Source organism: Dyadobacter luticola, assembly GCF_005860805.1.
GTDB classification, from domain to species: Bacteria; Bacteroidota; Bacteroidia; order Cytophagales; family Spirosomataceae; genus Dyadobacter; species Dyadobacter luticola.
Map to the genome: position 1 here is coordinate 1407536 of NZ_VCEJ01000002.1, position 24255 is coordinate 1431790.

Genomic DNA, 24255 nt, shown 5'->3' on the forward strand with positions numbered 1-24255 from the left:
ACAACCAAGAAATCATGAAAATACTGGTTTGTATAACGAATGTCCCCGATACTACCGCCAAGATAACCTTCACCGATAACGATACAAAACTCAATAAAAACGGCGTACAATACATTATTGGGCCTTACGACGACTACGCGCTCGCCCGCGGCGTAGAATTGAAAGAGCAGCTCGGTGCGACACTGACCGTACTTCACATAGGCGAGGCGGATACCGATCCGCAGATCAGAAAAGCGCTGGCAATCGGTGCGGATGATGCGATCCGGGTGAACATTGAGCCGCAGGATTCCTATTACGCCGCTGCGCAGATCGCCCACATTGCCAGCCAGAATAATTACGATCTGATCCTGATGGGCCGCGAATCCATCGACTATAACAGTGGCGTGGTGCACGGTTTGGTCGGCGAAATGTTGGGTATTCCCTCCTACTCGCCCGTCATGAGACTGGACATTGCCGACGGTACTGCCACAATCACCCGCGAAATCGACGGCGGAAAAGAAATTCTGAAAGCCTCTCTTCCGCTCGTACTGGGCTGCCAGGAACCGATTGCCGAGTGGAAAATCCCGAATATGCGGGGAATTATGACTGCCCGGACAAAACCTTTAAATGTGGTGGAGCCGGTGGACATTGATAAAATGACTTCGCCGGAAAAATACACTTTGCCCGCTCCAAAAGGTGCCTGCAAAATGATCCCGGCCAGCGAAGCCGAAACATTGATCCGGCTTTTGCAGACCGAAGCGAAAGTGCTTTAACATTCATTCCAAACCTAGAACTTAGCAAAATGTCAGTCCTGATATATATTGAACTGGATAACGGTTCCATCAAAAAAACTTCACTGGAAACGATTGCTTACGGCGCAAAAGTCGCTGAGCAAACAGGCGGCGCTGCTACGGTGATCGCGATCGGAAAAGCGGAAGAGGGCGAGCTCCAAAAGGCCGGACAATATGGCGCAGCGAAAGTGCTGCACGCTTCTGATGAAAAACTGTCGCATGAAAACAGTCTGGCGTATGCCGATGTGTTGGCGCAGGCTACGCAGCAAGAAGGCAGTAAGGTGATCATTCTTTCCAAATCCGGGTTGGGCGATGCGATAGCGGCGCGGTTGGCTGCAAAATTGAAAGCCGGGATTGTTTCGGGCGTGACTTCTCTTCCTGAGATTGGTGTTACATTTAAAGTAACCCGCAGCATTTTCACTGGAAAAGCATTTGCCGTCACTGAAATCAGCTCGGATATTAAAATCCTTGTTGTCAAAAAAAATGTAATTGAAATCGACGAGTCGGCACTGCCTACCCTGCAAGCGACGATTGAAGTATTTAATCCGACATTAGACGACGCAGATTTTAAAGCCGAAGTGGTGGAAGTGGAAAAAGCCAGCTCCGAGCTATCATTGACCGAAGCCCAGATCATCGTTTCCGGAGGTCGTGGTATGAAGGGACCGGAACATTGGCAGCCGCTGCTGGATCTGGCCAAAGCTTTGGGCGCCGCGACCGGTTGTTCCAAACCCGTTTCCGATCTCGACTGGCGGCCGCATCATGAGCACATCGGACAAACCGGGATCAAAGTCGCACCAAACTTATACATTGCCTGCGGCATCTCGGGGGCGATCCAGCATTTGGCGGGCGTGAATGGTTCCAAATGCATTGTGGTAATCAATAAAGATCCGGAAGCGCCGTTTTTCAAAGCAGCGGACTATGGTATTGTGGGCGATGTTTTTGAAATTCTTCCAAAACTCACCGAGGCAGCAAAAAGCCTGAAATAATATTATTAAAGCTGATTTTAAGCGGCGCAGATTATTTAATAAACTGTATCACCGCAAAAATCGCCTTAAAATCAATTGTTTAACCCGAATTATCGGGAGTGCGCCAAATCTGGCGTGATTCTTAACCCGTACAGCATTTTTTTATGCAGTACGGGTTATTTATTTTTGCAACTTCAATTGGGAAGCCGGGTTACAGAAACCCGGAACGGTTTGATAAACTAGCTTGTTAATGCCTTGAAAATCAACCAGAATTAACAAAAAATATTCCTTCCGAAAATCAGTTTCTTTAAGAAAGAATTTCACCACAGCTGTTCATCGTACTTGCGCATTTAGTATAACGTGAAAAAAATAAAGTTAGAAATCCTGGGACTTTCACCCAGCCAATCACAGGCCGGTTCTTTTGCATTGGTATTGGGAGAAGAGTTGGGCAATCGCCGCTTGCCGATCATTATCGGTGTGTTTGAAGCGCAGGCGATCGCCGTCCAGATCGAGAACATTGTCCCCAACAGGCCCATGACCCACGACTTGTTCAAGTCTTTTGCCGACGGGATGAATTATACATTAAAGGAAATCGTCATTTCTGACTTGAAAGAAGGCATTTTCTACGCCAAGATCGTTTGCACCGACGGTTTGAGAGAAGTAGAAATTGACGCCCGGCCTTCCGACGCCATCGCCATCGGCCTGCGTTTTGCCATCCCTATCTATACTTACGAAGCCATTTTATCAGAAGCAGGTATTATTTCAAGTTCTTTGTCGGAAGATGAAGACGAGGATGATGAGACTGTGCGTGAGACGGTTAAGCCATCCGGCTCGAAAGACCAGCTCCGCGACCTGCCTTTTGACGAATTGCAAAAAATGCTGGATGACGCGCTTTCAAAAGAGGATTACGAAAAAGCCGCCAAGATCCGCGACGAAATGGGCAGAAGAAACTAATCTGACATTGCATTAAGTTAAAAATAGTTAAGGATTAGCCCGAAAAGGCCTTTTTGAAATATTAATCCTTATTTTTGCCTCACTTCATTCCCCGAAACATCAGCGAAATTTTAAGCTCTTATGGCTAAAAAAAAGAAGATTGGAAGTTATCCCAACGCAATGATCGTGATGAGCCTGACGGCCGCCCTGTTCTTGATCGGTTTTTGCGGATTGCTTGTAATCCAATCCAAAAAGCTGGTTTCCATTATTCGCCAGAACATTGAGGTAAGAGTATTTTTAGATAAAGAAGGCACGCGCGCCGGCCAGGATTCCATCCTCAATATCATTAAAGCAAAGCCTTTCGTGCTGAGCTCCACGGAAGTGAAACCCATCACTTTTGTCTCCAAAGAAGAAGCTGCCAAAGAATTTATTGAAGGTACGAAGGAAGATTTCGTCAATTTCCTGGGTGAAAATCCACTCCGCGATAGCTATCGTGTGAAAATTGGGGAAGATTATTTTGAAGAAGCCAAACTAGCGCAGATCAAGAAAGACATTGAGCAGATCAAAGGCGTTTACGAGGTGGTTTATCAGGAAGACCTGGCGGATAACATTAACAGAAACGTGACCAAGATTTACATTGTGCTCGCCAGTTTTGCGCTGGTCATGCTGATTATCATAGTGTTACTGGTTAACAATACCATCAAGCTCGCCATTTATTCCCAGCGTTTCCTCATCAGAAGTATGCAGCTTGTGGGCGCTACCAATGGTTTTATCCAGCGTCCGTATGTAATGCGCGGCGCAATCCAGGGATTGGTTGGCGGCGTGCTGGCGGGTTTGTTACTCATTGGCTTGCAGCAACTTGCCGTCCGGAATGTGGAAGGACTGGCGCTTTTGCAGGAGTACGATAAAATTGTCATTCTGATCGCCTCGGTACTTACGCTGGGTTTACTGATCGGAATTTCAAGCACTTACCAATCGCTTGCCCGCTATTTGAGAATGTCCCTCGACGACCTTTATTAATCTTTCAGTATATCAGATTTACAAAGCTATGAGCAGCAAAAAAGAAGAACTTCCCTTCGCATCTTCCAACTATACCATGATGCTGATCGGGATTGCCGTGATCCTCGGCGGATTTTTGATCATGACCTTCGACAGCACCGAATTCGGTTTTGGATTCCTGGGGCTGACATTAGGTCCTTTAATCACAGTCCTGGGTTTTATCATCGAGTTTTGGGCGATCCTACGTAAACCCGCTAAATCATGAGTATCTGGCAGGCGATTATTTTAGCGATTGTTGAAGGGATTACCGAATTTTTGCCCATTTCTTCTACCGGCCACATGATTATCGCATCCTCGTTCATGGGGATCAGTCATCTGGAATTTACCAAAATGTTTACCGTCAACATTCAGTTTGGGGCGATACTTTCCGTGCTGGTGCTATACTGGAAGCGTTTTTTCCAATCTACCGACTTTTATTTCAAGCTTTTCGTCGCATTTCTTCCTGCGGCAGTCATTGGTTTTTTACTCAATGATTTTATAGATGCTTTACTGGAAAACGTGGTTGTTGTAGCGGTTTCACTGCTTGTCGGCGGTATCATTCTTGTTTTTATTGATAAGATAACAAACGATCCTACCGAGCGCGAGATTACTTACTGGACGGCTTTAAAAATCGGCTTTTTTCAATGTATCGCCATGATTCCGGGTGTTTCAAGATCCGCTTCCACCATTATCGGGGGAATGTTACAGGGATTGTCCAGAAAACAAGCTGCCGAATTTTCTTTCTTTTTGGCGGTACCAACCATGGCCGCTGCGGGTGGTTACAAGCTGCTGAAAACGTACGACACCATTAAACCGGAAGACATTCAAACATTGCTGATCGGAAACCTGATCGCTTTTGTGGTGGCGATGGCGGCTATCAAATTCTTTATCAGCTTTTTGACCAAATACGGTTTCAAAGTTTTTGGTTACTACCGCATTATCCTCGGGCTGATCCTGCTCGGTTTGCTTGCATCAGGCTACAAGCTGGACATTGTTTAATGTTCCAACAGCCTTTTTACTACATTCAAATTTGAACCACGACACCAACATACCAGACGAAGGCGAGGTCATTTTAATTGACAAGCCTTTGACCTGGACTTCTTTTGACGTTGCCAACAAGCTGAAAAGAGCCTGCAAGTTTAAGAAAATCGGGCATGCCGGTACTCTTGACCCACTGGCTACCGGCTTGCTGATCCTTTGCACCGGCAAGAAAACGAAGCAGATCGACACTTACCAGGCGCAGGAAAAAGAGTACACCGGCACTTTTGTTTTGGGAAAAACCACACCTTCGGTGGACCTGGAAACCGAATTCGATGCCGGTTACCCTACCGAACACATTACCCAGGAAGTGCTTGAAAATGCGCGCCTAAAACTGACCGGGCCGATCGAGCAGGTACCGCCGATTTATTCTGCGGTACGTGTTGACGGTGAGCGCCTTTACAAAAAAGCGCGGCGTGGCGAAGTGGCTGAAATTAAAAAAAGGAATGTGGAAGTTTCGCTTTTTGAAATTGACACAACGCACTTTCCCTCCATCGATTTTAGGATCATTTGCTCAAAAGGTACTTATATTCGCAGTATGGTTCGGGATTTCGGCGAGCTTGTGGGCAGCGGCGCTTATCTGAGCGTACTTTGCAGGACCCGCATCGGCGCTTTCGAACTCAAAAATGCGTGGAATCTCACCGATTTCATTCATCAGAAACGCGTAGCATTGCAGTTAGAAGTCGACGAATGAATATATACCATAGCCTGGATTCCTTTCAAAAATTGGAAAACGGCGTCGTAACCAGTGGCACTTTTGACGGTGTGCATCTGGGACATCAAAAAATACTTTCCCGGCTGACGGAGATCAGCCAGCAATCGGGCGGCGAGTCGGTGGTGCTCACCTTTTGGCCGCATCCACGCACGGTGGTTTCGGAAGACAGCCAGGCTTTGCAGCTGCTTTCCACAGTTGAAGAGAAGATCGCGCTTTTTGCCAAACTCGGCATTCAACATTTGGCGATCGTACCATTTACCCGCGCATTTTCCGAATTAACTTCGGAAGAATTTATCCAGCAGATCCTGATCGACAAGATCGGCACCAAAAAACTGGTGATCGGTTATGATCACCGGTTTGGGCGAAACCGGGAAGGCAGCTTTGAATTTTTGCAAAAAAACTGCTCGGAGTACGGTTTTGAAGTAGAGGAAATTCCCCGCGCCGACATTGAAGACATGGCGATCAGCTCGTCCAGGATCCGTAAGTCACTGGTAACCGGGCACATTCAGGAGGCAAATGATTTGCTGGGCCGGCCTTATAACTTGTCCGGAACGGTTGTGAAAGGCAAGCAGCTGGGGCGCACGATCGGCTTCCCGACTGCGAATGTGCATTTGCATGAATCTTACAAACTCGTCCCGATGAATGGTGTTTACATCATTTACGCGCTGCATAATGGTAACCGCTACCAAGGAATGCTGAACATTGGCGTCCGCCCAACCGTGGACGGAACGATGCGGACCATCGAAGCACATTTGTTTGATTTCGACCAGGAAATTTACGGTGAAGACATTGAGCTAGAGTTGCTTCACTACCTGCGACCAGAGCAAAAATTTGATGGACTGGATAATTTGGTCAAACAAATTCAGGTAGATAAGCAGCACAGCCTGTCTTATTTCTCTTAGGAAAATTCCGCTAAAAAGCTTCAAAGCGTGTCTTAACCGGCACGCTTTTATTGTTTTCAGTCCAAACTCAAATTCATGAAACACTACGACGCAATTGTAATAGGAGCCGGTCAGGCGGGGACGCCGCTGGCAAAAAAATTAGCGGGCGCAGGCCTGAAAACAGCATTAATCGAAAAAAGATGGCTTGGCGGCACATGCGTCAACGACGGCTGCTCCCCTACCAAAACCATGATCGCCTCCGCAAAAGCAGCGTGGTCAGTCGAGCATAATAAAAGCCTGGGCGTGGATTCCGGCAGTGCTAAAATTGATTTTGAGAAAATCATCGCGCGAAAAAATAAGATTGTCCAAACCATGCGCTCCAACCTGGAAAAAGGCGTTTCCGAAACCGAAAACCTGGAATGGATTGAAGGTGAAGCAACATTTTCCGGCGAAAAAGAAATCACCGTAACATTAAAAGATGGCGGCAGTTCAACATTGACCGCCGACCAAATCTTTATCAATACCGGCGAAAAACCGATGATTCCTAAGATTAATGGAATCGACAGCATCGATTATCTGACTAGCACAACCATCATGGAGCTGGCCGAGATTCCGGAACATTTACTGGTACTCGGCAGCGGCTACATTGGTTTGGAATTCGGGCAAATGTTCAGCCGGTTTGGCAGCAAGGTGACGATTATAGAACCTTCGGAGCGCATTTTAAAACATGAAGACGAAGATATTGCGGCCGAGATTACGAAGGTTCTGGAATTGGAAAATATGGAAATCAGGACGCAGGCCAAAGTTGTTGCTTTTGAAAAACAGGGAAATAACATTGTAGCCACCATAGAAAATGAGGGTGCAAAAAGTACGGTTGAATGCTCGCATGTACTGGTGGCCGCGGGAAGAAAACCGCAATCGGAAGCGCTGAATCCAAAAATTGCAGGAATTGAAGTGGACGAAAAAGGTTATATTAAAGTAAATGATAAGCTGGAAACCACCGCGAGCGGCATTTTTGCACTGGGCGATGTGAAAGGCGGTCCGGCTTTTACGCACATTTCCTACGACGATTACCGGATCATTACCACCAATGTAATTGACAAAAAAGAGGCGTCGATTAAGGACCGGATGGTGCCTTACTGCATGTTTATCGACCCGCAACTTGGAAGGATCGGCATTACAGAGCAGGAAGCGAAGAAAAAAGGGCTGGACTATAAAGTGGCTTCCATGAAAAATGAAAGTGTAGCGCGGGCCATCGAAACCGGGGATGAGCGGGGTATGATGAAAGCGATCGTCGATGCAAAAACCGGCAAAATCCTGGGTGCGGCGGTGCTGGCGGAGCAGGGCGGCGAGGTCGTGACGATTTTGCAGGTGGCCATGATGGGCGGCCTTTCTTATGAAGAATTGCTGAACGGAACATTTGCCCACCCGACTTATGCCGAATCGCTGAACAACCTTTTTATGAAGCTGGAAAAATAAGATGATCGTAGCCGAGCAAATCAGCAAACATTTTAATGGTATCAGGGCGGTCGACGACATTTCTTTTGAGGTAAAAGAAGGTGAAACGCTGGTTTTGCTGGGCACGAGCGGCTGCGGGAAAACCACGACATTAAAAATGGTGAACCGGCTGATCGAGGCTTCGGCAGGCAGCATTTCTATCAACGGACAAAATATTTTTGAGCAGCAACCCGAAAAGCTCAGACGTACAATCGGATACGTTTCTCAGAACAATGGTCTCTTCCCACATTTCACAGTCGCCGAGAACATTGCGGTGGTACCAAAGCTGCTGGGCTGGGATAAAAATAAAATACTGGAACGTACGAAAGTGTTGCTTCAACAGCTAAAACTGCCTGTCGAAACTTTTGGCGATAAGTACCCGGACGAGCTGAGCGGCGGACAGAAACAGCGTGTCACAGTGGCCAGGGCACTGATTTCGGACCCGCCCGTTCTGCTGATGGACGAACCTTTCGGCGCGCTGGACCCGGTTACCCGGGCAGGTATACGTAAGGAATTTGCGAACCTGCCGGAGCTGCAACAAAAAACGATTATGCTGGTGACCCACGACGTGCAGGAAGCATTTGAAATGGGTGATCAGATTTGTTTGATGGATAAAGGAAAAATCGTACAGTCGGGCAGTGCGAAGGATTTGCTTTTTCGACCGGCCAATGATTTTGTCAGCTCATTTTTCGAAAATCAGCGGTTATATCTGGAATTGACTGCATTGAAATTCAGCGATGTCTGGCAGTGGTTGCCGCAACATCAGGAGGTATCTGATCAAAAACTGGATAGCAAAACAAGTCTTTGGGAAGGCATGGAGCAGCTTTCTGGCTTCGCTGACAAAGCATTATCAATCATTGATTCTCCAACCGGCGAGCGCAGGAGCATTTCTCAGCAGGACATTCAAAATGCCTTCAACCAATTTAAAGCCAACATTTGATGGAACCGAGCCAGAGCTTGTGGGATTTCATGGCGCAGCAGTCGGATAAGCTGTGGAGCCAGACGGTCGCGCACATTGGGCTGACCTGCATTTCGCTGCTGATTGCGGTGGTGATCGGACTTCCGCTGGGGATCTGGATCGCCCAACGAAAAAAAGCGGCCTGGTTTGTGCTGGGTTTTGCGGGGATTTTGCAGACGATTCCCAGCATTGCATTGCTCGGTTTTATGATACCGCTGCTGGGAATCGGGCCGCTGCCTGCGATTACAGCGCTTTTTATGTATGCGCTGCTGCCGATTATACGCAATACTTACACCGGCATTTCGGGTGTTGACGCGGCGATTACCGAGTCGGCTCGGGCTATGGGAATGAATCCCTGGCAGGTTTTATTTCGCGTGGAGTTGCCGCTGGCGATGCCGGTGATCCTGGCGGGCATCCGTACGGCTACGGTGATCAATGTCGGCGTAGCTACCCTGGCGGCATACATTGCGGCCGGCGGTTTGGGTGAATTTATCTTTGGCGGCATCGCGCTGAACAACACCAATATGATACTGGCAGGCGCAATTCCGGCGGCGCTGCTGGCGATCTTTTTTGATTTTTTACTTTTCCGAATTCAGAAAATCAATTTGAAACGCATGCGGAAAGTTTCGATAGCATTGCCCGTGCTTCTTCTGCTTTTGTCTTCATTTTACATTATTCCAAAAACACAAAACCAAATGCTGGCCGGCTTCACGCCCGAATTTATGGGACGTGAAGACGGGTATCTTGGCCTAAAATCGGAATATAAGCTGGACATGCCGACGGTGGTGATCAGCGATGCGGTGATGTACAAAGCCGCATTTGAAAAAAAGCTGGACGTGATCAGCGGGTATAGTACCGACGGCCGGCTGAAAGCATTCAAACTCCTAACATTGGAAGATGACAAACACATTTTCCCGCCCTACTACGCCTCGCCGCTGGTCCGCAAGGATGTTTTGGTAAAATATCCCGAGCTGCAACCTGCATTGGAACTTCTGACGGGCAAGATTAATGACTCGATCATGACGGATTTGAATTATCGGGTCGATTATTTAAAACAAAATCCCGAGAAAGTAGCGCACGATTTCCTGGTGTCCGCGGGGCTCTATAAAAAACCTTCGAATGGAAATAAGGGCACGATCCGGCTGGGTTCCAAGATTTTTGCGGAACAATACATACTTATTCAAATGTACAAGGAACTGATCGAGGGGAATACACAGTTGAAGACTCTGAGCCGGACTGGTTTGGGCGGGACGAAAATTTGTTTCGACGCACTGACGAATAACGAAATCGACCTGTACCCGGAATATACCGGAACCGGCCTGCTGGTGATTTTGAAACCATCGAAAAAGGACTTGAAAAACCTGGGCGGCGATCGTGAAAAGGTTTTTGAATTTGTTAAAAAAGAATTTTTAAACCAGTACCAGTTGCAGTGGCTGAAACCGATCGGCTTTAATAATGCTTACGCGCTGATGATGCGTCAGGAGCAGGCACAATCCTTGAACATTAAAACCATATCCGACCTAAAAATTCATTCATCTAATGAGAACCACCAGCATTAGGGAAGCTTATAACAATGTTAGAAAATATACCGAACATATTTGCGAGCCTCTTGAAACCGAAGATTACGTTCCGCAGCCAATCGATTTTGTAAGTCCCCCAAAGTGGCACCTGGCACATTCAACCTGGTTTTTTGAAACATTTATCCTCAAAAATTTCCTCCCCGGCTACCAGGTTTACGATCCTGATTTTAACTATTTGTTCAACAGTTACTACAACAATGTGGGCGAGCGAACCCTGCGTACCGACAGGGGAAATGTTACACGGCCGACGACCAAAGCTGTGTACGCTTACCGGCAACATGTGGATCGCTGCATGGATGAGTTGCTGGAAACACTATCGGACGAAAATGCCCTGAAACTGGTGGAACTGGGCTTACACCACGAGCAGCAGCACCAGGAATTGATGGTGACCGACATTAAGTATATTCTCGGCCATAACCCACTTTTTCCGGTCTACAAAGCCGGTCATAACCTCATCGATTCTGCGAATACCGAAACGGGTTTTGTAAAAATCCAGGAAGGTGTTTATGACATCGGGCACTTAGGGGATGGGTTTTGTTTTGATAATGAGCTGGGACGACATAAGGTGTATCTCCACGAATTTGAGATCACTAAATCGTTAGTTACCAATGGCGAATTCCTGGAATTTATGGAAAGCGGCGGCTATGAAGATTTCAATCTCTGGCTGGATGAAGGCTGGTCTTGGGTGAATTCAAACCGTGTTAACTCGCCCATGTACTGGCACAAGATCGGTGGAGAATGGCATTATTATACACTCGCCGGTTTGCAGAAGGTGAACCCCAATGCGATTCTGAGCCACATCAGTTTTTTTGAAGCTTCGGCTTTTGCCCAGTGGAAAGGGATGCGGATTCCGACCGAATTTGAGTGGGAAGTGGCGGCCGTGAACCTCGACTGGGGTAAACGCTGGGAGTGGACCAACAGTGCCTACCTGCCCTACCCTGGATTTACGAAAGCGCCAGGTGCCGTGGGCGAATACAATGGCAAATTTATGATCAACCAGATGGTGCTGCGCGGCGCGTCGGTGGGTACCTCGCCGGAACACAGCCGAAAAACGTACCGCAACTTTTTCCATGCGCAGGAGCGCTGGCAGTATACAGGTATCAGGCTGGTTAAGTAATTGATTTTTATTGATTTATGTCAGACACTACATTCGCCGCAGACATTCATAAAGGCCTCACCGCCCCTCTGAAACACATTTCCTCCAAATATTTTTACGACGATATCGGCAGCGGCATTTTTCAGGATATTATGAAAATGCCGGAATATTATCCCACACCCTGCGAATTTGAGATCCTTTCTTTGCAAGGTGAGCAGATCATTCAAAAGCTTGATTTTCAGGGAGCTTTCAACATTGTAGAGTTTGGCGCTGGTGACGGGATCAAAACGCGGCAGCTTCTCAAAAAGCTGACTGAGCAAGGCGCAGATTTCTCGTACGTTCCCATCGACATTTCAAGCAAAGCCCTTGAAGAGCTGGAAATCGGGATGCGTGAACATTTGCCGGGTTTGAAGTTTGAACCGATGGTCGGGAATTATTTTTCCATGATGGAAGAACTGGCCGGTTCGACGGTACCCTGCCTGTTTTTATTCCTGGGCGGGAACATTGGAAACTACGAGATCAATGAGGTAAATGCTTTGCTGAGCGGATTTGGAAAAAACATGAAACCCGGCGATAAGCTGCTGACTGGCTTTGATTTGCAAAAAAATCCGGCTACGATCCGCTGCGCTTACGACGATCCGAAGGGCATTACGAAAGCATTCAACATTAATTTGTTACATCGCATTAACCGCGAGCTGGGCGGAAATTTCAATACAAATCAATTTGATTTTTACTCGCATTATAACCCGATCAATGGTGAAGTGAGAAGCTATCTGATCAGTCTGGCACCTCAGAAAGTCTTTATCAAAGAAAACGACCATACTTATTCTTTTGAAAGAAACGAGGTCATTTGGACAGAGCTTTCGAAGAAATATACCTTGTCAGAAATAGAAAAAACCGCTGAAAACAATGGTTTCAAAGTCGTGGAGCACTTTCTGGATTGCAAGCATTATTTTACGGATAGCCTTTGGGAAAAGTAATAGATTGAATAAAATAAAGAGGGTTAATAAGTTAAAGAACCAGGAGCTAAACGCCCATTTACTTTAACCTATTAACCGTTTTCTAATTACACACTTGCAAATAAATCCGGTCTCTATTTCGAGACAAACTTACTAAACCGGCTTTCCTTTCCGTCGCTGGTTTTTTCCTGATACAGGAATTGCAACCCGCTTTCGTCGAATTTGTCGAAGAACTCTTCCCAGGTAATTTCTTCCAGCGAGTCTTCGCCGCTGTACCCTGGAAAATCGATTCTTAAAATTCCGGTATGGTCACTTTTTTTGCCGGTCCCTTTTACAGTCGCGGGCTTTCCTCCTCTTTTCTCAACCCAGGCACGGATCTCTTCGTGATCGGTTGTGCTACTGGTACTGCTTGTTGATGTAGCCATGATTTTGGTTTTTTGGTTTTGATGATGTTTTGTAAAAAATTGTGCCGTTTAAAAAATTTTACCACCCCAAAAACCTGCTGACATACTGCTGTCACTGCGGAGTATTTAGTTTGTGATGTTATCAAACTCAAACAATATCACGACATGGAAACTAAAAGCATTCAGACCGAAGAAATGGAAACAGTTGCACCGATTATCACGCCCGAAACATTGCTTGCACACTGGCAGGGACATCGCAAACTTACACGCAAAACAATTGAAGCATTTCCTGAGGATCAGTTCTATGCTTTCTCGATTGGTGGTATGCGCACTTTCGCGCAGCTTACGATGGAGATCATCGGCTTGTCGGCGCCGGGTATCCGCGGCGTTGCGTTTGGCGACTGGACTTTCTCTGACCCGGAACTTAACCACAGTACACCAGCCCCCGCAACCAAAGAGGAAGTTTTGAAATTGTGGGACCTGGTAACCGAATACATTGACTTGTTATGGCCGCAAATTCCGGCGAAAAGATTCCACGAGCAGGAAGCCGCATTTGGCCAGTGGGACAATACCATCATCGATACCATCCTGTATTTCATCGACAACGAAATCCACCACCGCGCACAGGGATTTGTGTACCTACGCGCCCTGGGCGTTGAGCCGCCGGCATTCTGGGACAGATATTAATTAGCCTTGAAGAACATTCCCCAACCGGGCAATTTGTACCGATTCGGCACAGATTCCGGCTGGGGAAACTGTTTTCAGAATGCTATTTATTGATGGAATAATTTTAGTGCTACCTTCGTATATGGTATGGTTATACCGCCTGAAACTAAAATTGTCACACCAATATGAAACCTGTTCTGATTGCCGCAGCTGTTTTGATGATTTCCGCATTTGAAGTCGATGCCCAGATCCGGCGTCCTGCACCGACCGGCCAGATTGCCCCGGCAGGACAAGTACCAAGTGCCAGCACCGGGCAAGCAGCCAGGCCATATTCACAATATCAGCCCAAACCGACCGGCCAGATTGCCCCGGCAACAGGCACACAACCTGCCGCCGGGACAGCCGCAGCAGGTACGACAAGCCCTGTAAATGTTACGCAGTCTGCCATTATGAACCAGGCTGGCCAGGTGCCTAAAGTGAATACCAACCAGGACCAGGCGACATTCCCTGAGCGTTATGCGCCTAACCAAACCACACAAACTGAGCGTGTTATTACCATTGAAGATTTGCAGCAGCAAAGCCAGCCGGTACAGCAAACTCAGCCTGTTAACACGTATCCAGCGACCCAGCCTGATGCAAACGGCAATGTTACCACGCAGCCTGCAACTACTTCGGGGCAAACGCAAATTATTACCACGCAGCCAACAACGACAACACAAACACAGACCAGTGGCCAGCCACGTACCGCTACTCAGCCAAGATCTACCACAGCGCCGCAGGTTAACCCTGCCGCTGCCTCTTCGCCACGCACGCAGCCGTAATTCCGGCCGGGCGCGAGCCTCCTGGCACATATACACCCTTGAATTGTCGCATACTACCACCTTAAACGTGTGGGGTATGCGATATTTTTGTATTGGCTAAAAAAGAAAACATGAAAACGTTTTACGCCGTACTGATCAACTCCCTCGCAGCGTCGCTGACCAACACTTTTGTATGGTTCGCTGTCACTTTCTGGGTTTATCTTGAAACAAAATCGGTCATCGCTACTTCAATGATGGCCGGGATCTACTTTGCTACCGTGGCGGTTTCGGGCTTTTTCCTGGGTTCTATCGTAGACAGGTACAAGAAAAAAACCTCCATGATGCTTTCGGGCATTTTTACCCTGATATTCTACGGACTGTCGCTGCTGATTTACCTGACTACACCTGCCGAAAATTTCAAGCACGATGACAGTCTTAGTTTATGGGTTTTCATTGTCCTCACGCTGTTTGGCGCGATCACCGGAAACATCCGCAGCATTGCACTATCCACAGTCGTGACAATTTTGGTTGAAGAAGAGGGCCGTGATAAAGCAAATGGTCTTGTAGGAACCGCAAATGGCGTTTCTTTCTTGGTTGCGTCAATTTTCAGCGGTTTGGTGATCGGCTTTATGGGTATGCTGTGGATGATCATCCTGGCATTGATCTGCACGGTGCTCGTAATCCTTCATTTAACTACCATTCACATTCACGAGAAAGGGATTGTCCATACAGATTCACACCTGGAAAGCATCGACATTCCGGGCACGATCAAGGTAGTGAGGCTGGTACCAGGGCTTTTCGGGCTTATTTTCTTCAATACTTTTAACAACTTTCTCGGCGGTGTATTTATGTCGCTCATGGATGCTTACGGACTTTCGATGGTGTCGGTGCAAACGTGGGGTATACTCTGGGGCGTGCTGAGCCTGGGTTTTATCATGGGCGGGCTGGCGGTGGCCAAAGTAGGTTTAGGAAAGCAGCCAATGAAGACGCTTTTCGTTTCCAATATCGTGATGTGGGTGATCACAATCATCTTTCCGGTGCAGTCGTCGATCGTGCTGCTGGCCGTCGGAATGTTTGTCTATCTCTGCCTGATACCCGTCGTAGAAGCGACTGAGCAGACTATCTTGCAAAAAGTAATTCCACACGAAAGGCAGGGACGTGTTTTTGGTTTTGCCCAAAGCATTGAGCAGGCCGCCTCTCCCATCACCGCATTCATGATCGGTCCCATCGCGAAGTTCGTTTTTATTCCTTTTATGACAACCGGCGCCGGAGTGAAACTGATCGGCTCCTGGTTTGGCATTGGCTCTGACCGCGGACTGGCATTTTTATTTATCGTAACCGGGTTACTGGGCCTGATTGTCACATTGATCGCCATGCAATCTCCTGCCTACAAAGCACTATCCAGGATTTATCAAAAACCGGAGACGTCCGAAATGGCGCCAACCGTTTAAGAATTGATCATCAAGCATTTTTTTCAACAACTAAACCAAAATGACCATGTTAACAAACGCAAAAGCATTCAACGGGTTTTCAGTAGGTGACTTGCAGGAAGCCAAACAATTTTACGGAGAAACGCTTGGCCTAAATGTGACCGAAGAAATGGAAGGTATGGTGCTGGGACTTCACCTGGCAGGCGGGCAGGAAGTAATGATTTACGCAAAACCCGATCACGAACCCGCAACCTACACGACATTAAACTTCAAAGTCGATGACATTGAAACGACGGTTAAGGAGTTGAAGGAGAAAGGGGTAACATTTGAAAGCTACGATTCACCGGATCTAAAAACGGACGAAGATAATATTTCAAGAGGCGAAGGACCGGTCATCGCATGGTTTACCGACCCGGCCGGTAACATTCTTTCGGTGATTCAGGAATAAGCGTTTTTAACCAAATGAAAATTTTCCAGCAAAGCATTCAGCTACGCGAAAAAAGGAGGGGATTTCACCTGATCACGGGTGAAATCCTCCACGTGATGCCCGAAATCTCCGAGATCAAAACAGGGATGTGCCAGGTTTTTATCCAGCATACTTCCGCCTCGCTCACCATCAATGAAAATGCCGATCCGACGGTCCGGAAGGATTTTGAAATGTATTTTAACAAAACGGTGAAAGAAGACGATCCTGATTATCAGCACGATTATGAAGGGTCCGACGACATGCCGGCACATTTGAAAGCATCTTTGCTGGGCAGCTCGGTAATGATACCAATTAAAAACGGCCGCCTCGCGCTGGGTACCTGGCAGGGCATTTATCTCTGCGAGCACCGCGACCATGGCGGGCCGAGAAGTTTTGTTGTGACGGCCTGGGGGATCTGAGCGTGCGCTGATCCTAATGTCACAATTCCCCCCTTAGAATGTCGCAAACAACATCCATTTCGCAGCTTATTAAGTAGTTAGTTTGTATTGCAGAAAAAGCAGTATACCAGCCAGTTCAGGCAGGGAATGCGCGACTGATCCATGTGGTGGTCGGGAGAATTGACCTTTGACAAACCTAAAATGCACGCGGGAATGGTAGAAATTTTCAAGACCAATGTTGAGAAGCCAAATCAGGCCAGGATTCTGATCAATCTCATCCAGCTGACATTCAACGGCTACGCTGCCACGTTCGACCTGGAAGACTGTGACAAGGTTTTGCGCATTAAGTCGGCCGATTGCGAAATCTGCGCGAAAAGTGTCATTCGTGTCATCAGACAATCGGGGTTTCAAGCGGAGATCCTGGAAGACGAAAACCAGACAACCACGCTATATTCAACTAAACTATCTTCCTTATTCCAATGAACAAGACAAAAATCATTTATTGGGTTGTCAACATTGTTTTTGCTTTGATGACGGGTGTGGCCGCGATTTTCGGCGCGATTTTCGCACCGGAGGCGATTAAGAATCTTACCGAACTTGGCTTTCTCATTAAACATTAAAACCCTTTCTCCAAATGCAAGTCATTAAAATCATCGTTCTGATTATCGTTGCCATCATTGTTTTGTTTTTGGTGATCGCGCTTTTTGTTAAAAAAGAATATGTCATTAAAAGAGAAATTGTCATCAACAAACCCAAACAGGCAGTTTTTGACTACATCAAATTCGTAAAAAACCAGGATCACTATAATACCTGGATTATGGCCGATCCAAATCTTTCCAAAACCTTTACCGGGACGGACGGCACCGTAGGATTTGTCTATGCGTGGGATAGTAAGATAGATAAAGTCGGCAAGGGGGAAGAACAGATCACCGGCATTACAGAAGGTCAGAAAATCGATCTTGAAATCCGTTTTATCAAACCCTTTGAGGGAATCGGCATAACAGAAATGACGACGGAAAATGTCGGGACCGGACAAACGAAAGTGACTTGGCAAATGGCTGGCAGCAGTAAATATCCGATGAACATTACCAATTTATTCATCGACAAGCTTCTAGGCACCGACCTGGAAACGAGCTTGAAAACGCTGAAAGGTGTTTTGGAAAAGTAATTGTTAAACTTCACAAAAGACTTTGACCGGCGCCGAAGAAAGTGTAAATCAGCCCGCAACATTTTGCAAAAAGTTGCGGGCTGACATTTCAAAAGGTCATATCTTGCAGCAATTAAAATTCAGATATTTCCCTGTTATGGCCCGCAAATTTCTAGTACTAGCACTGCTGCTTGCTGCATTTTCCAACGCTTTTTCCCAGGGTGCCGCGAGCACCAAAAAAATAGCCCCATTTTCGATGAGGCTTACAAACGGACAACTTTACAATTACTCCCAGCTGGCAGCCGGGCCGGTTGTGTTAATCTACTTTTCACCGGACTGCGAACATTGTCAGGCATTTACAAAAGATCTGGTAAAAAATTACAGTGTCGTAGCCAACAAGCAAGTGGTGATGGTAACATTCCAGGCGATGGATATGCTCAAACCTTTCGTCACCCAATACGGCCTGAATACATATTCCAATTTCAAAGTAGGCACCGAAGGCACTTCTTACGTTGTACAGAAGTACTATCAGATCCGCTCCTTCCCGTACATCGCGATCTACGACAAAAAGGGTAACCTGGTTAAGACTTTCGAAGGAGAACAACCGCACGAAGAAATTTTCAAGACATTGAAAGGGATTTAATCACCCCTTAAACATCCCCTCGTAATGTTTCGAGGGGAGCAGTATTGCGCCACTGGTCGAGTAGAACGATTGATCGGTCAGGTAAACGCCCTTTTGAGTTTTCACCCAGCTGCCGTCTGGCATCGGGAGGTAAGTCATGAGGCGGTCCCAGTTTTTGTAATATTGATGTCCGTTGGTTTCCTGCAAACCGATGGAAACGCCCGGGAAAGGCTGCAAACGGGCAGCGATGTTTTTATTCCAATCAACTAAAATCGGGTTGACAGTGAGGTCGGCGCAGAAGCAAGGGATTTTTTTCTCGTAGGCCAGCTGTGTGATTTTCATGGTCATACTCAGCGTTTTGGCGATGGCTTTTACCGCGATGGCCGAGTAGCCGAGCTCGATCCGGTGGGCGGCATCCTCAACGGTATGTGCACTTTCATCCGCTGCTACGCGCACGCCCAGATCTCCCACAAAAGCCTCGTTACTTTCTTCAAAAGGCTCTTCAATCACTGCGATCTGGTCAAATGCGCCGATCTTTTTGGCATGATCCAGAAAACGCAGCAACGTTTCCTTTTTCTCATAGCGGCCATTCATATCAAAATAATACGGAATTTTTCCACTCTGCGTGTAAGGCGTTTCGTAGTGCCCGATCGTTTTGTGCAGCGCCGTGAGGAACGCAATGTCCTTTTCGATCATTTCCTGCTGGGTACCTGCCGCGCCTGTTTTTAATTTTAAGATAAAATAACCTTCATCCGCTGCCTGCTGGATCCGCTCCGGCGTAGTACCTACTGCAAATGAGGGGATACTCGCCACCTTCTCATGCCGGTATGACAACCCCGGCTTATAAGCCGCGGGGATCAGATCATCAAACTGCGTAATGTTGTTTTCGCCCGCATACAGCAACCACGCAGCATTGTCTACACACACCAACGCATTCAGCGCGAAGGTTTTACGTAAATCGGCGTTGCCTGTGATTTTCTTCCCATAAGCCAGCACTTCCGGCAGCATATCGTCCAGCAGCTGCACAGGATTGGTGAACGTTGTGTCTCTCAACATTTGCAAAGCCCGCTCGCTCATGGCATACATCAACGCATTTCCCGCACTTTCGGAATGCGCCGCAAACACTTTTGAATCCGACCAAAGTACACCCTGCGTTCCCAAACCAACTTTCCGCATACCGGATTCCGATTCAAGCATCGCAATGCTCTGCCAGCTGTCGGTGATCGCGCTGCCTTTGAAACGGTACGGGTTCAGCGGCTCCCTTTCAAAATTCGAGTCGACATTTCTTATTTTGATCTTTTTCATAGTTGGTTCAAAAGGGTTGGGCAGTTTCGTAGCAGCACCGGCCATGGCGGCCAGGCTGGCTTGTTGCAAAAAAGTGCGGCGATCGAGGTTTGAATCCAGCATTATAAAGCAGTTTTTATCCTAGTATCAAAGACTCCCGCACCGTCTTGTTACCCTGTAAATAAAAATCAGCTGACGCTAAACGAGCCAACTGATCGATTAAAATTTAATTTCCCAAAAGACATCCTACGCGGTCTTTTTCAAGAAAAGCTTTTACAAATTGGTCATCAACCAAATGCGGATAAGCCTCGATTACCCGCGTAATCTCCTCGAATTGCCCGGGCGAAAGTGTTTCCTTTGGATTCAATGTCCAGATTCCCTGCATCAGGCCCTGTCTCCGCAAAACTTCGTGCACGCCGGTAATACAGCCGTGAAACTGATGAGCCGGGTCGAAGATTGCCGCATTCATATCAGTCACTTCAGCGTTGATACTCAGCATTTCAGAGAGGTTTTTGTCACCCTCGACACTTTCTTTGGTAAAATTGAGCAGCCGCACCGCCCGCTCCGTCCATACCGCCCAATGTCCGAGTAAACCACCCACAAAGCGCTTTTCAACGGTTTTTTCATCAATATGAAAACGGAATGTTGTCAGCAGATCGGCGATAATGTTGTCGTCGTTGCCGGTGTAAAGCGCAATCTCGTTTTTCCTGGATGAGCTGCAAACCGCACGTACCACGTCCAGGGTTTGGTACCGGTTGAACGCCGCCACTTTGATGGCGTACACATTGGGTATCTCTGCGAATTTTTGCCAGAAATCGTACGTGTAAACCCGCCCGCCAATCGCAGATTGCAAGTAAAAACCGAAGACGGGAATTACTTCCGAAACGGATTTAACGTGTGCAATAATCTCATCTTCTGAATGTTGCTTCCACGCAGCCATACTTACCAAGCCAAGATTATAACCATATTTCACGGCAATTTTCGCCTCTTGCAAAGCCTGGTCAGTCAGTCCGACGATACCGGCTACTTTGATAAAGGGTCGGTTGAGATTTGCTTTTTCAATTTCCTCAGCCGTAATCGCCAGCAGTTTCTCATACAAATTCACCTCCGGATCGCGGATTTCGAATTGGGTGGTATGCACGCCGATCGCAACACCTCCTGCGCCACTGGCAATATAATATCTGGTCAGCCGGCGCTGGCTGGGTTCGTCCAGTTGCAGATTTTCATTCAATGCAAGCGGGTGCGCCGGAATTGATGTGCCTTCGAGCAGCAGCTTTTTTATATCTTCTTTTAACATGTTTTTTGAAATTAAAACTGACCTTTCCGCTCCTGAAAATGCGTCGGTTTGTTAATCGTTTTCCCGCCTTCCAGCAACCACCGCGCCGTGATACCGATCATTTCCTTCAATGTGGTACGCGGGTAACCGAAAAGCCGGAAAGATTCGGCAGCATTACTTAACAAGGCGGTAGGTTGCTCCTCCCCTATAAATTGGGGTTCGATCTGAAAAATCTGACCGAATTCCTTCGCCAGCCACCGCAGGGACACCGTTTCAGGGCCGGTAATGTTAAGCAATTTCGCTGGTGCTTCGCAATGCAGCAGCGAGCGGATCGCCATTTCGTTGGCATCGCCCTGCCAGATCACATTCACGTGGCCCATATTCACATTGATCGGCTTGCTGTTCAGAACCGATTTGGCGATTTCCAGCAGCACGCCATATTTGAAATCGATCGCATAATTGAGCCTGTAAATCAGCAGCGGCGTGCCATAAACCGACGAAAAATACTGGAACATCCGCTCTCTGCCCAGGCACGACTGCCCATACTCACCTACCGGGTCCGGCCGGGTTTCCTCGGTGGCGCCGCCAGAATGTACCGGTGTGAACGGATAAACATTGCCGGTAGAATAAACCACAATATTTGATTTCCTGAATTTCTCCGCTACCCGACCCGGCAGATACGCATTCATCGCCCAAGTGTAAGGCTCATTATTGGAAGTGCCAAACTTGGTACCGGCGAGGTACAGCACATTCTCAACTTCCGGCAAATCCTGTAATTGACTATCATCCAGAATGTTGGCTGTGATTGTTTCGATTCCGTCAGCATTCAGTTCCGCGGTAATTCCTTCTTCACTAAATCTTGAAACTGCAATTACGCGCTTGCCCAGTCCTGCGCGGTCGATCGCCTGCTTGGCCAGCCTGCAAATGCTTGGACCGATTTTCCCGCCAGCGCCGAGCACCATGATATCGCCCTCGATCCGCTTCATATCTTCGATCAGCGCGTCGGACGGTTTCAGCCATTTTTCTTCCAAAGTTTCCGATATGTCCATTATTTGAAAAGTGGATTATTGAAGAATATTTCTTTTGAGTTGACGACGGCGAGTGAGAAAATAATGATCAGGCCTAGCCCAGCCGCAATTTTGACGAACGTACTATTCACTTTGTCACCCATGATCTTTTTATCATTCGCCACGAGGTACATGACCGTTCCAATAAATGGCACCACGAAAATGGTCACGCTCTGAGCAAAAACGATTAGTTCCAGGGGCAATTTCCCGAACCTTACCGCAATTGACGCACCTATCACCATCACCAATGCTACGAGATAGCGAACCTGTTTGGACGAAAAATTGCTTCCTAAACCCAGCGCATCCCCCAGCAAAGTGCCGCCAACCGATGCATTACCGATCACCGAAGAAAATGCCGCTCCGAAAAGCCCGATCAGAAAAACGGCCGAAGCATTACTTCCGAACAAAGGTTCCAGTGCCTTGGCCATATCCGATGCCGAGTTCACCTGGATACCTTTTGGTTTGAGGATCGCGGCGGCGCAAACAATGACAATGAAACACATGACGCCAAGCAGGATAATGCCGGTGGTACTGTCGTTCTTTTCATATTTCAGCGCCGGGTTTACCCTGATCCGCTCCTGAATGAGATAAGCCTGGTAGAGCGCGCCCACGATGGAAAAACAGGATGCCGTAAATGCGATGATCAGACCGGTAGAGCCAGCCGGTATTTGCGGCGTGACGACACCTTTCACCATTTCAGCGGCATCGGGGCTGGCGTTGAAAAATGTGGTAATAAATGAAAAGAGCATGATGACGATCAGAAAAATCATCGTCTTTTCGAGTACCGGATAAAAGCTTCTGAAAAAAAGCAGGCAGATGGCGAGCAGGTTGAAAAATATGATCCAGGGAATATTGGATGTATGAAAAAGCTCTCCGGCCGCTACGCCTACACCTACTGAGTTACCTGCCTGAAATGAGGTAGCCACCAGGAAAACACCGATTCCCATCGCCACGCCAGCCCAATTCCCCCACTTTCCTCTGACCGTGGCAAGTAATGATTGCTCGGTTGCGCCGCCAATCCGCGTGGCCATCCCAGTGAAAATCGCCATGAAGAAAATGGCCGCGACCACCAGCCAGAGCAGCGAGTAACCGTAAAGCGCGCCCATTTTTGACGTAATGGTGAGCTTACTTGGTCCGAAAACCAGTGCTGCCGTGATCATTCCCGGCCCCAGCGACCGCAGCCAGCGGAGCACGCCTGATGTAGATTTTTCCAAAGTAAAAGTGATGGGTTTAGGATAGACAAGAATGCAATTTCGGGCGACGTGCACGTACACGTAAATATATTGTTCATTTTTCAAATCTCGCAATACCCATATCATTGTTGTTTAAAAATGTAAGAAAACCAGCAGATATTTGGTTAGAATCTTTCCTGACCGCTACTTTATGGAGATATGAAAACATTCTTTCTCTCTGCATTTTTGCTGGCAGCAAGCCTCACGTCTTTTTCTCAAACCAAAGCGCCCCGCCTGATCGTCCGCGGCGATGATATGGGTTACTCGCATTCGGGGAATCTGGCTTTGATCAAATGTTCAAAAGAAGGTTTTCAAACGTCCATCGAGATCATTGTGCCGTCGCCCTGGTTTCCGGAAGCGGTAAAAATGCTGAATGAAAACCCGCAGATTGATGTCGGGATACATTTGGCAATCACCAGTGAGTGGGATAATGTGAAGTGGCGGCCGGTTTCGGAATGTCCTAGTCTGCGCGATGAGGATGGCTATTTTTACCCGATGATCCACCCCAATAAAAACTATCCGAAGCGGGCGATTAAAGACAATGACTGGAAAATCGCTGATGTGGAAAAGGAATTCCGGGCGCAGATTGAACTGGCGTTGAAAAAATTACCGCGCATCAGTCACGTTTCGGCGCACATGGGCTGTACAGGTATCTCGCCGGAAGTAAAAGCTCTAACCAAAAAATTGGCGCAGGAATATAAAATCCCGATCGACGCCGAACCGGCAGTGAGCTACGCCGGCTATGACGGGCCGCACAAAACGCCGGAGCAAAAAGTGGCGAGTTTCATCAAAATGCTGGATAAGCTGGAACCCGGTAAAAGTTACCTTTTCGTAGATCATCCTGGCCTCGACGATGCAGAGTTACAGGCAATTCACCACATTGGATACGAAGACGTGGCGCAGGACCGGCAGGGCGTGACGGATCTTTTTACCAGTAAAAAAGTGAAAGACGCCATACAGAAGAAAGGTGTTGTTTTAATCACCTATAAAGACTTGGCCGGTCAATAGGCACATCCATCCCCGTTATTTACGC

The 24255-nt window shown here is 47.5% G+C and carries 28 protein-coding genes; 23 read left to right on the forward strand and 5 right to left on the reverse strand.

Annotated elements, in window-relative coordinates; translation table 11 throughout:
* Positions 1-14 precede the first annotated feature (14 nt).
* From FEN17_RS05935 to FEN17_RS05995, 13 genes are all read left to right on the forward strand, one after another.
* Positions 15-752 carry an electron transfer flavoprotein subunit beta/FixA family protein gene (locus FEN17_RS05935; protein WP_138364359.1) on the forward strand — a complete coding sequence of 246 codons (738 nt, stop codon included), beginning with the start codon at positions 15-17 and terminating at the stop codon, positions 750-752.
* Positions 753-781: 29 nt separating this feature from the next.
* Entirely contained in the window at positions 782-1756 is a 975-nt protein-coding gene (locus tag FEN17_RS05940; protein ID WP_138364360.1) for an electron transfer flavoprotein subunit alpha/FixB family protein, read from the forward strand.
* Positions 1757-2095: 339 nt separating this feature from the next.
* Complete coding sequence (locus FEN17_RS05945) at positions 2096-2689, forward strand: bifunctional nuclease family protein (RefSeq protein WP_138364361.1); 594 nt, start codon at positions 2096-2098, stop codon at positions 2687-2689.
* Between the two features lie 120 nt (positions 2690-2809).
* A complete protein-coding gene (locus FEN17_RS05950; protein ID WP_138364362.1) occupies positions 2810-3688 on the forward strand; it encodes a cell division protein FtsX in 879 nt (292 codons plus the stop codon).
* 28 nt (positions 3689-3716) lie between these two features.
* On the forward strand, positions 3717-3932 hold the full coding sequence (locus tag FEN17_RS05955) for a DUF3098 domain-containing protein (RefSeq protein ID WP_138364363.1): 216 nt from the start codon (positions 3717-3719) through the stop codon (positions 3930-3932).
* Entirely contained in the window at positions 3929-4705 is a 777-nt protein-coding gene (locus tag FEN17_RS05960) for an undecaprenyl-diphosphate phosphatase (RefSeq protein WP_138364364.1), read from the forward strand. Before FEN17_RS05955 ends, FEN17_RS05960 begins: the two co-directional genes overlap by 4 nt.
* 31 nt (positions 4706-4736) lie before the next feature.
* Positions 4737-5438 (forward strand): tRNA pseudouridine(55) synthase TruB, encoded by a 702-nt coding sequence (gene truB, locus FEN17_RS05965; protein ID WP_138364365.1) that lies wholly within the window; start codon positions 4737-4739, stop codon positions 5436-5438.
* Entirely contained in the window at positions 5435-6361 is a 927-nt protein-coding gene (locus tag FEN17_RS05970; protein WP_138364366.1) for a bifunctional riboflavin kinase/FAD synthetase, read from the forward strand. The genes truB and FEN17_RS05970 overlap by 4 nt, the downstream gene beginning before the upstream one ends.
* Positions 6362-6436: 75 nt before the next feature.
* Positions 6437-7819, forward strand: coding sequence for a mercuric reductase (locus FEN17_RS05975; protein ID WP_138364367.1), 1383 nt, complete (start codon positions 6437-6439; stop codon positions 7817-7819).
* A 1-nt stretch (position 7820) separates the two neighbouring features.
* On the forward strand, positions 7821-8777 hold the full coding sequence (locus FEN17_RS05980; protein WP_138364368.1) for an ABC transporter ATP-binding protein: 957 nt from the start codon (positions 7821-7823) through the stop codon (positions 8775-8777).
* A complete protein-coding gene (locus FEN17_RS05985) occupies positions 8777-10354 on the forward strand; it encodes an ABC transporter permease/substrate-binding protein (protein WP_138364369.1) in 1578 nt (525 codons plus the stop codon). Before FEN17_RS05980 ends, FEN17_RS05985 begins: the two co-directional genes overlap by 1 nt.
* On the forward strand, positions 10335-11492 hold the full coding sequence (gene egtB, locus FEN17_RS05990) for an ergothioneine biosynthesis protein EgtB (protein WP_138364370.1): 1158 nt from the start codon (positions 10335-10337) through the stop codon (positions 11490-11492). The genes FEN17_RS05985 and egtB overlap by 20 nt, the downstream gene beginning before the upstream one ends.
* A 17-nt stretch (positions 11493-11509) precedes the next feature.
* Positions 11510-12451, forward strand: a complete 942-nt coding sequence (locus tag FEN17_RS05995) for an L-histidine N(alpha)-methyltransferase (protein ID WP_138364371.1) — start codon at positions 11510-11512, stop codon at positions 12449-12451.
* A gap of 113 nt (positions 12452-12564) precedes the next feature.
* On the opposite strand, the gene FEN17_RS06000 is transcribed toward FEN17_RS05995, so the two are convergent.
* On the reverse strand, positions 12565-12855 hold the full coding sequence (locus FEN17_RS06000; protein ID WP_138364372.1) for a hypothetical protein: 291 nt from the start codon (positions 12853-12855) through the stop codon (positions 12565-12567).
* A gap of 144 nt (positions 12856-12999) precedes the next feature.
* Between FEN17_RS06000 and FEN17_RS06005 the strand changes: the two genes are divergently transcribed.
* The 9 genes from FEN17_RS06005 to FEN17_RS06040 all read left to right on the forward strand — a co-directional run bounded on the left by FEN17_RS06005 (position 13000) and on the right by FEN17_RS06040 (position 18384).
* On the forward strand, positions 13000-13521 hold the full coding sequence (locus tag FEN17_RS06005) for a DinB family protein (protein WP_138364373.1): 522 nt from the start codon (positions 13000-13002) through the stop codon (positions 13519-13521).
* A 164-nt stretch (positions 13522-13685) separates the two neighbouring features.
* Positions 13686-14321: a hypothetical protein gene (locus tag FEN17_RS06010; RefSeq protein ID WP_138364374.1), complete on the forward strand. Its 636-nt coding sequence runs from the start codon at positions 13686-13688 to the stop codon at positions 14319-14321.
* A gap of 110 nt (positions 14322-14431) precedes the next feature.
* Positions 14432-15751, forward strand: coding sequence for an MFS transporter (locus FEN17_RS06015; RefSeq protein ID WP_138364375.1), 1320 nt, complete (start codon positions 14432-14434; stop codon positions 15749-15751).
* 46 nt (positions 15752-15797) lie between these two features.
* Complete coding sequence (locus FEN17_RS06020; RefSeq protein WP_138364376.1) at positions 15798-16178, forward strand: VOC family protein; 381 nt, start codon at positions 15798-15800, stop codon at positions 16176-16178.
* 14 nt (positions 16179-16192) lie between these two features.
* Positions 16193-16615, forward strand: a complete 423-nt coding sequence (locus tag FEN17_RS06025) for a secondary thiamine-phosphate synthase enzyme YjbQ (RefSeq protein WP_138364377.1) — start codon at positions 16193-16195, stop codon at positions 16613-16615.
* 192 nt (positions 16616-16807) lie between these two features.
* Positions 16808-17077, forward strand: coding sequence for a hypothetical protein (locus FEN17_RS06030; RefSeq protein ID WP_138364378.1), 270 nt, complete (start codon positions 16808-16810; stop codon positions 17075-17077).
* Complete coding sequence (locus tag FEN17_RS27225; RefSeq protein ID WP_171037847.1) at positions 17074-17214, forward strand: hypothetical protein; 141 nt, start codon at positions 17074-17076, stop codon at positions 17212-17214. The genes FEN17_RS06030 and FEN17_RS27225 overlap by 4 nt, the downstream gene beginning before the upstream one ends.
* Positions 17215-17228: 14 nt before the next feature.
* On the forward strand, positions 17229-17762 hold the full coding sequence (locus FEN17_RS06035; protein ID WP_138364379.1) for an SRPBCC family protein: 534 nt from the start codon (positions 17229-17231) through the stop codon (positions 17760-17762).
* 136 nt (positions 17763-17898) lie between these two features.
* Entirely contained in the window at positions 17899-18384 is a 486-nt protein-coding gene (locus FEN17_RS06040; RefSeq protein WP_138364380.1) for a TlpA family protein disulfide reductase, read from the forward strand.
* Here FEN17_RS06040 and FEN17_RS06045 read toward each other — a convergent pair whose 3' ends face one another.
* From FEN17_RS06045 to FEN17_RS06060, 4 genes are all read right to left on the reverse strand, one after another.
* Entirely contained in the window at positions 18385-19770 is a 1386-nt protein-coding gene (locus FEN17_RS06045) for a mandelate racemase/muconate lactonizing enzyme family protein (protein ID WP_138364381.1), read from the reverse strand. It lies immediately after the preceding gene.
* A 103-nt stretch (positions 19771-19873) separates the two neighbouring features.
* Positions 19874-20944, reverse strand: coding sequence for a dihydrodipicolinate synthase family protein (locus tag FEN17_RS06050; RefSeq protein WP_138364382.1), 1071 nt, complete (start codon positions 20942-20944; stop codon positions 19874-19876).
* 11 nt (positions 20945-20955) lie between these two features.
* Positions 20956-21972, reverse strand: coding sequence for an NAD-dependent epimerase/dehydratase family protein (locus FEN17_RS06055; protein WP_138364383.1), 1017 nt, complete (start codon positions 21970-21972; stop codon positions 20956-20958).
* Positions 21972-23204, reverse strand: coding sequence for an Nramp family divalent metal transporter (locus FEN17_RS06060; RefSeq protein ID WP_229208702.1), 1233 nt, complete (start codon positions 23202-23204; stop codon positions 21972-21974). The genes FEN17_RS06055 and FEN17_RS06060 overlap by 1 nt, the downstream gene beginning before the upstream one ends.
* 177 nt (positions 23205-23381) lie before the next feature.
* On the opposite strand from FEN17_RS06060, the gene FEN17_RS06065 reads away from it, so the two are divergent.
* The gene (locus tag FEN17_RS06065; protein ID WP_138364385.1) at positions 23382-24230 is read left to right on the forward strand and encodes a polysaccharide deacetylase family protein; all 849 of its coding nucleotides are present in this window, start codon (positions 23382-23384) and stop codon (positions 24228-24230) included.
* Positions 24231-24255 lie beyond the last annotated feature (25 nt).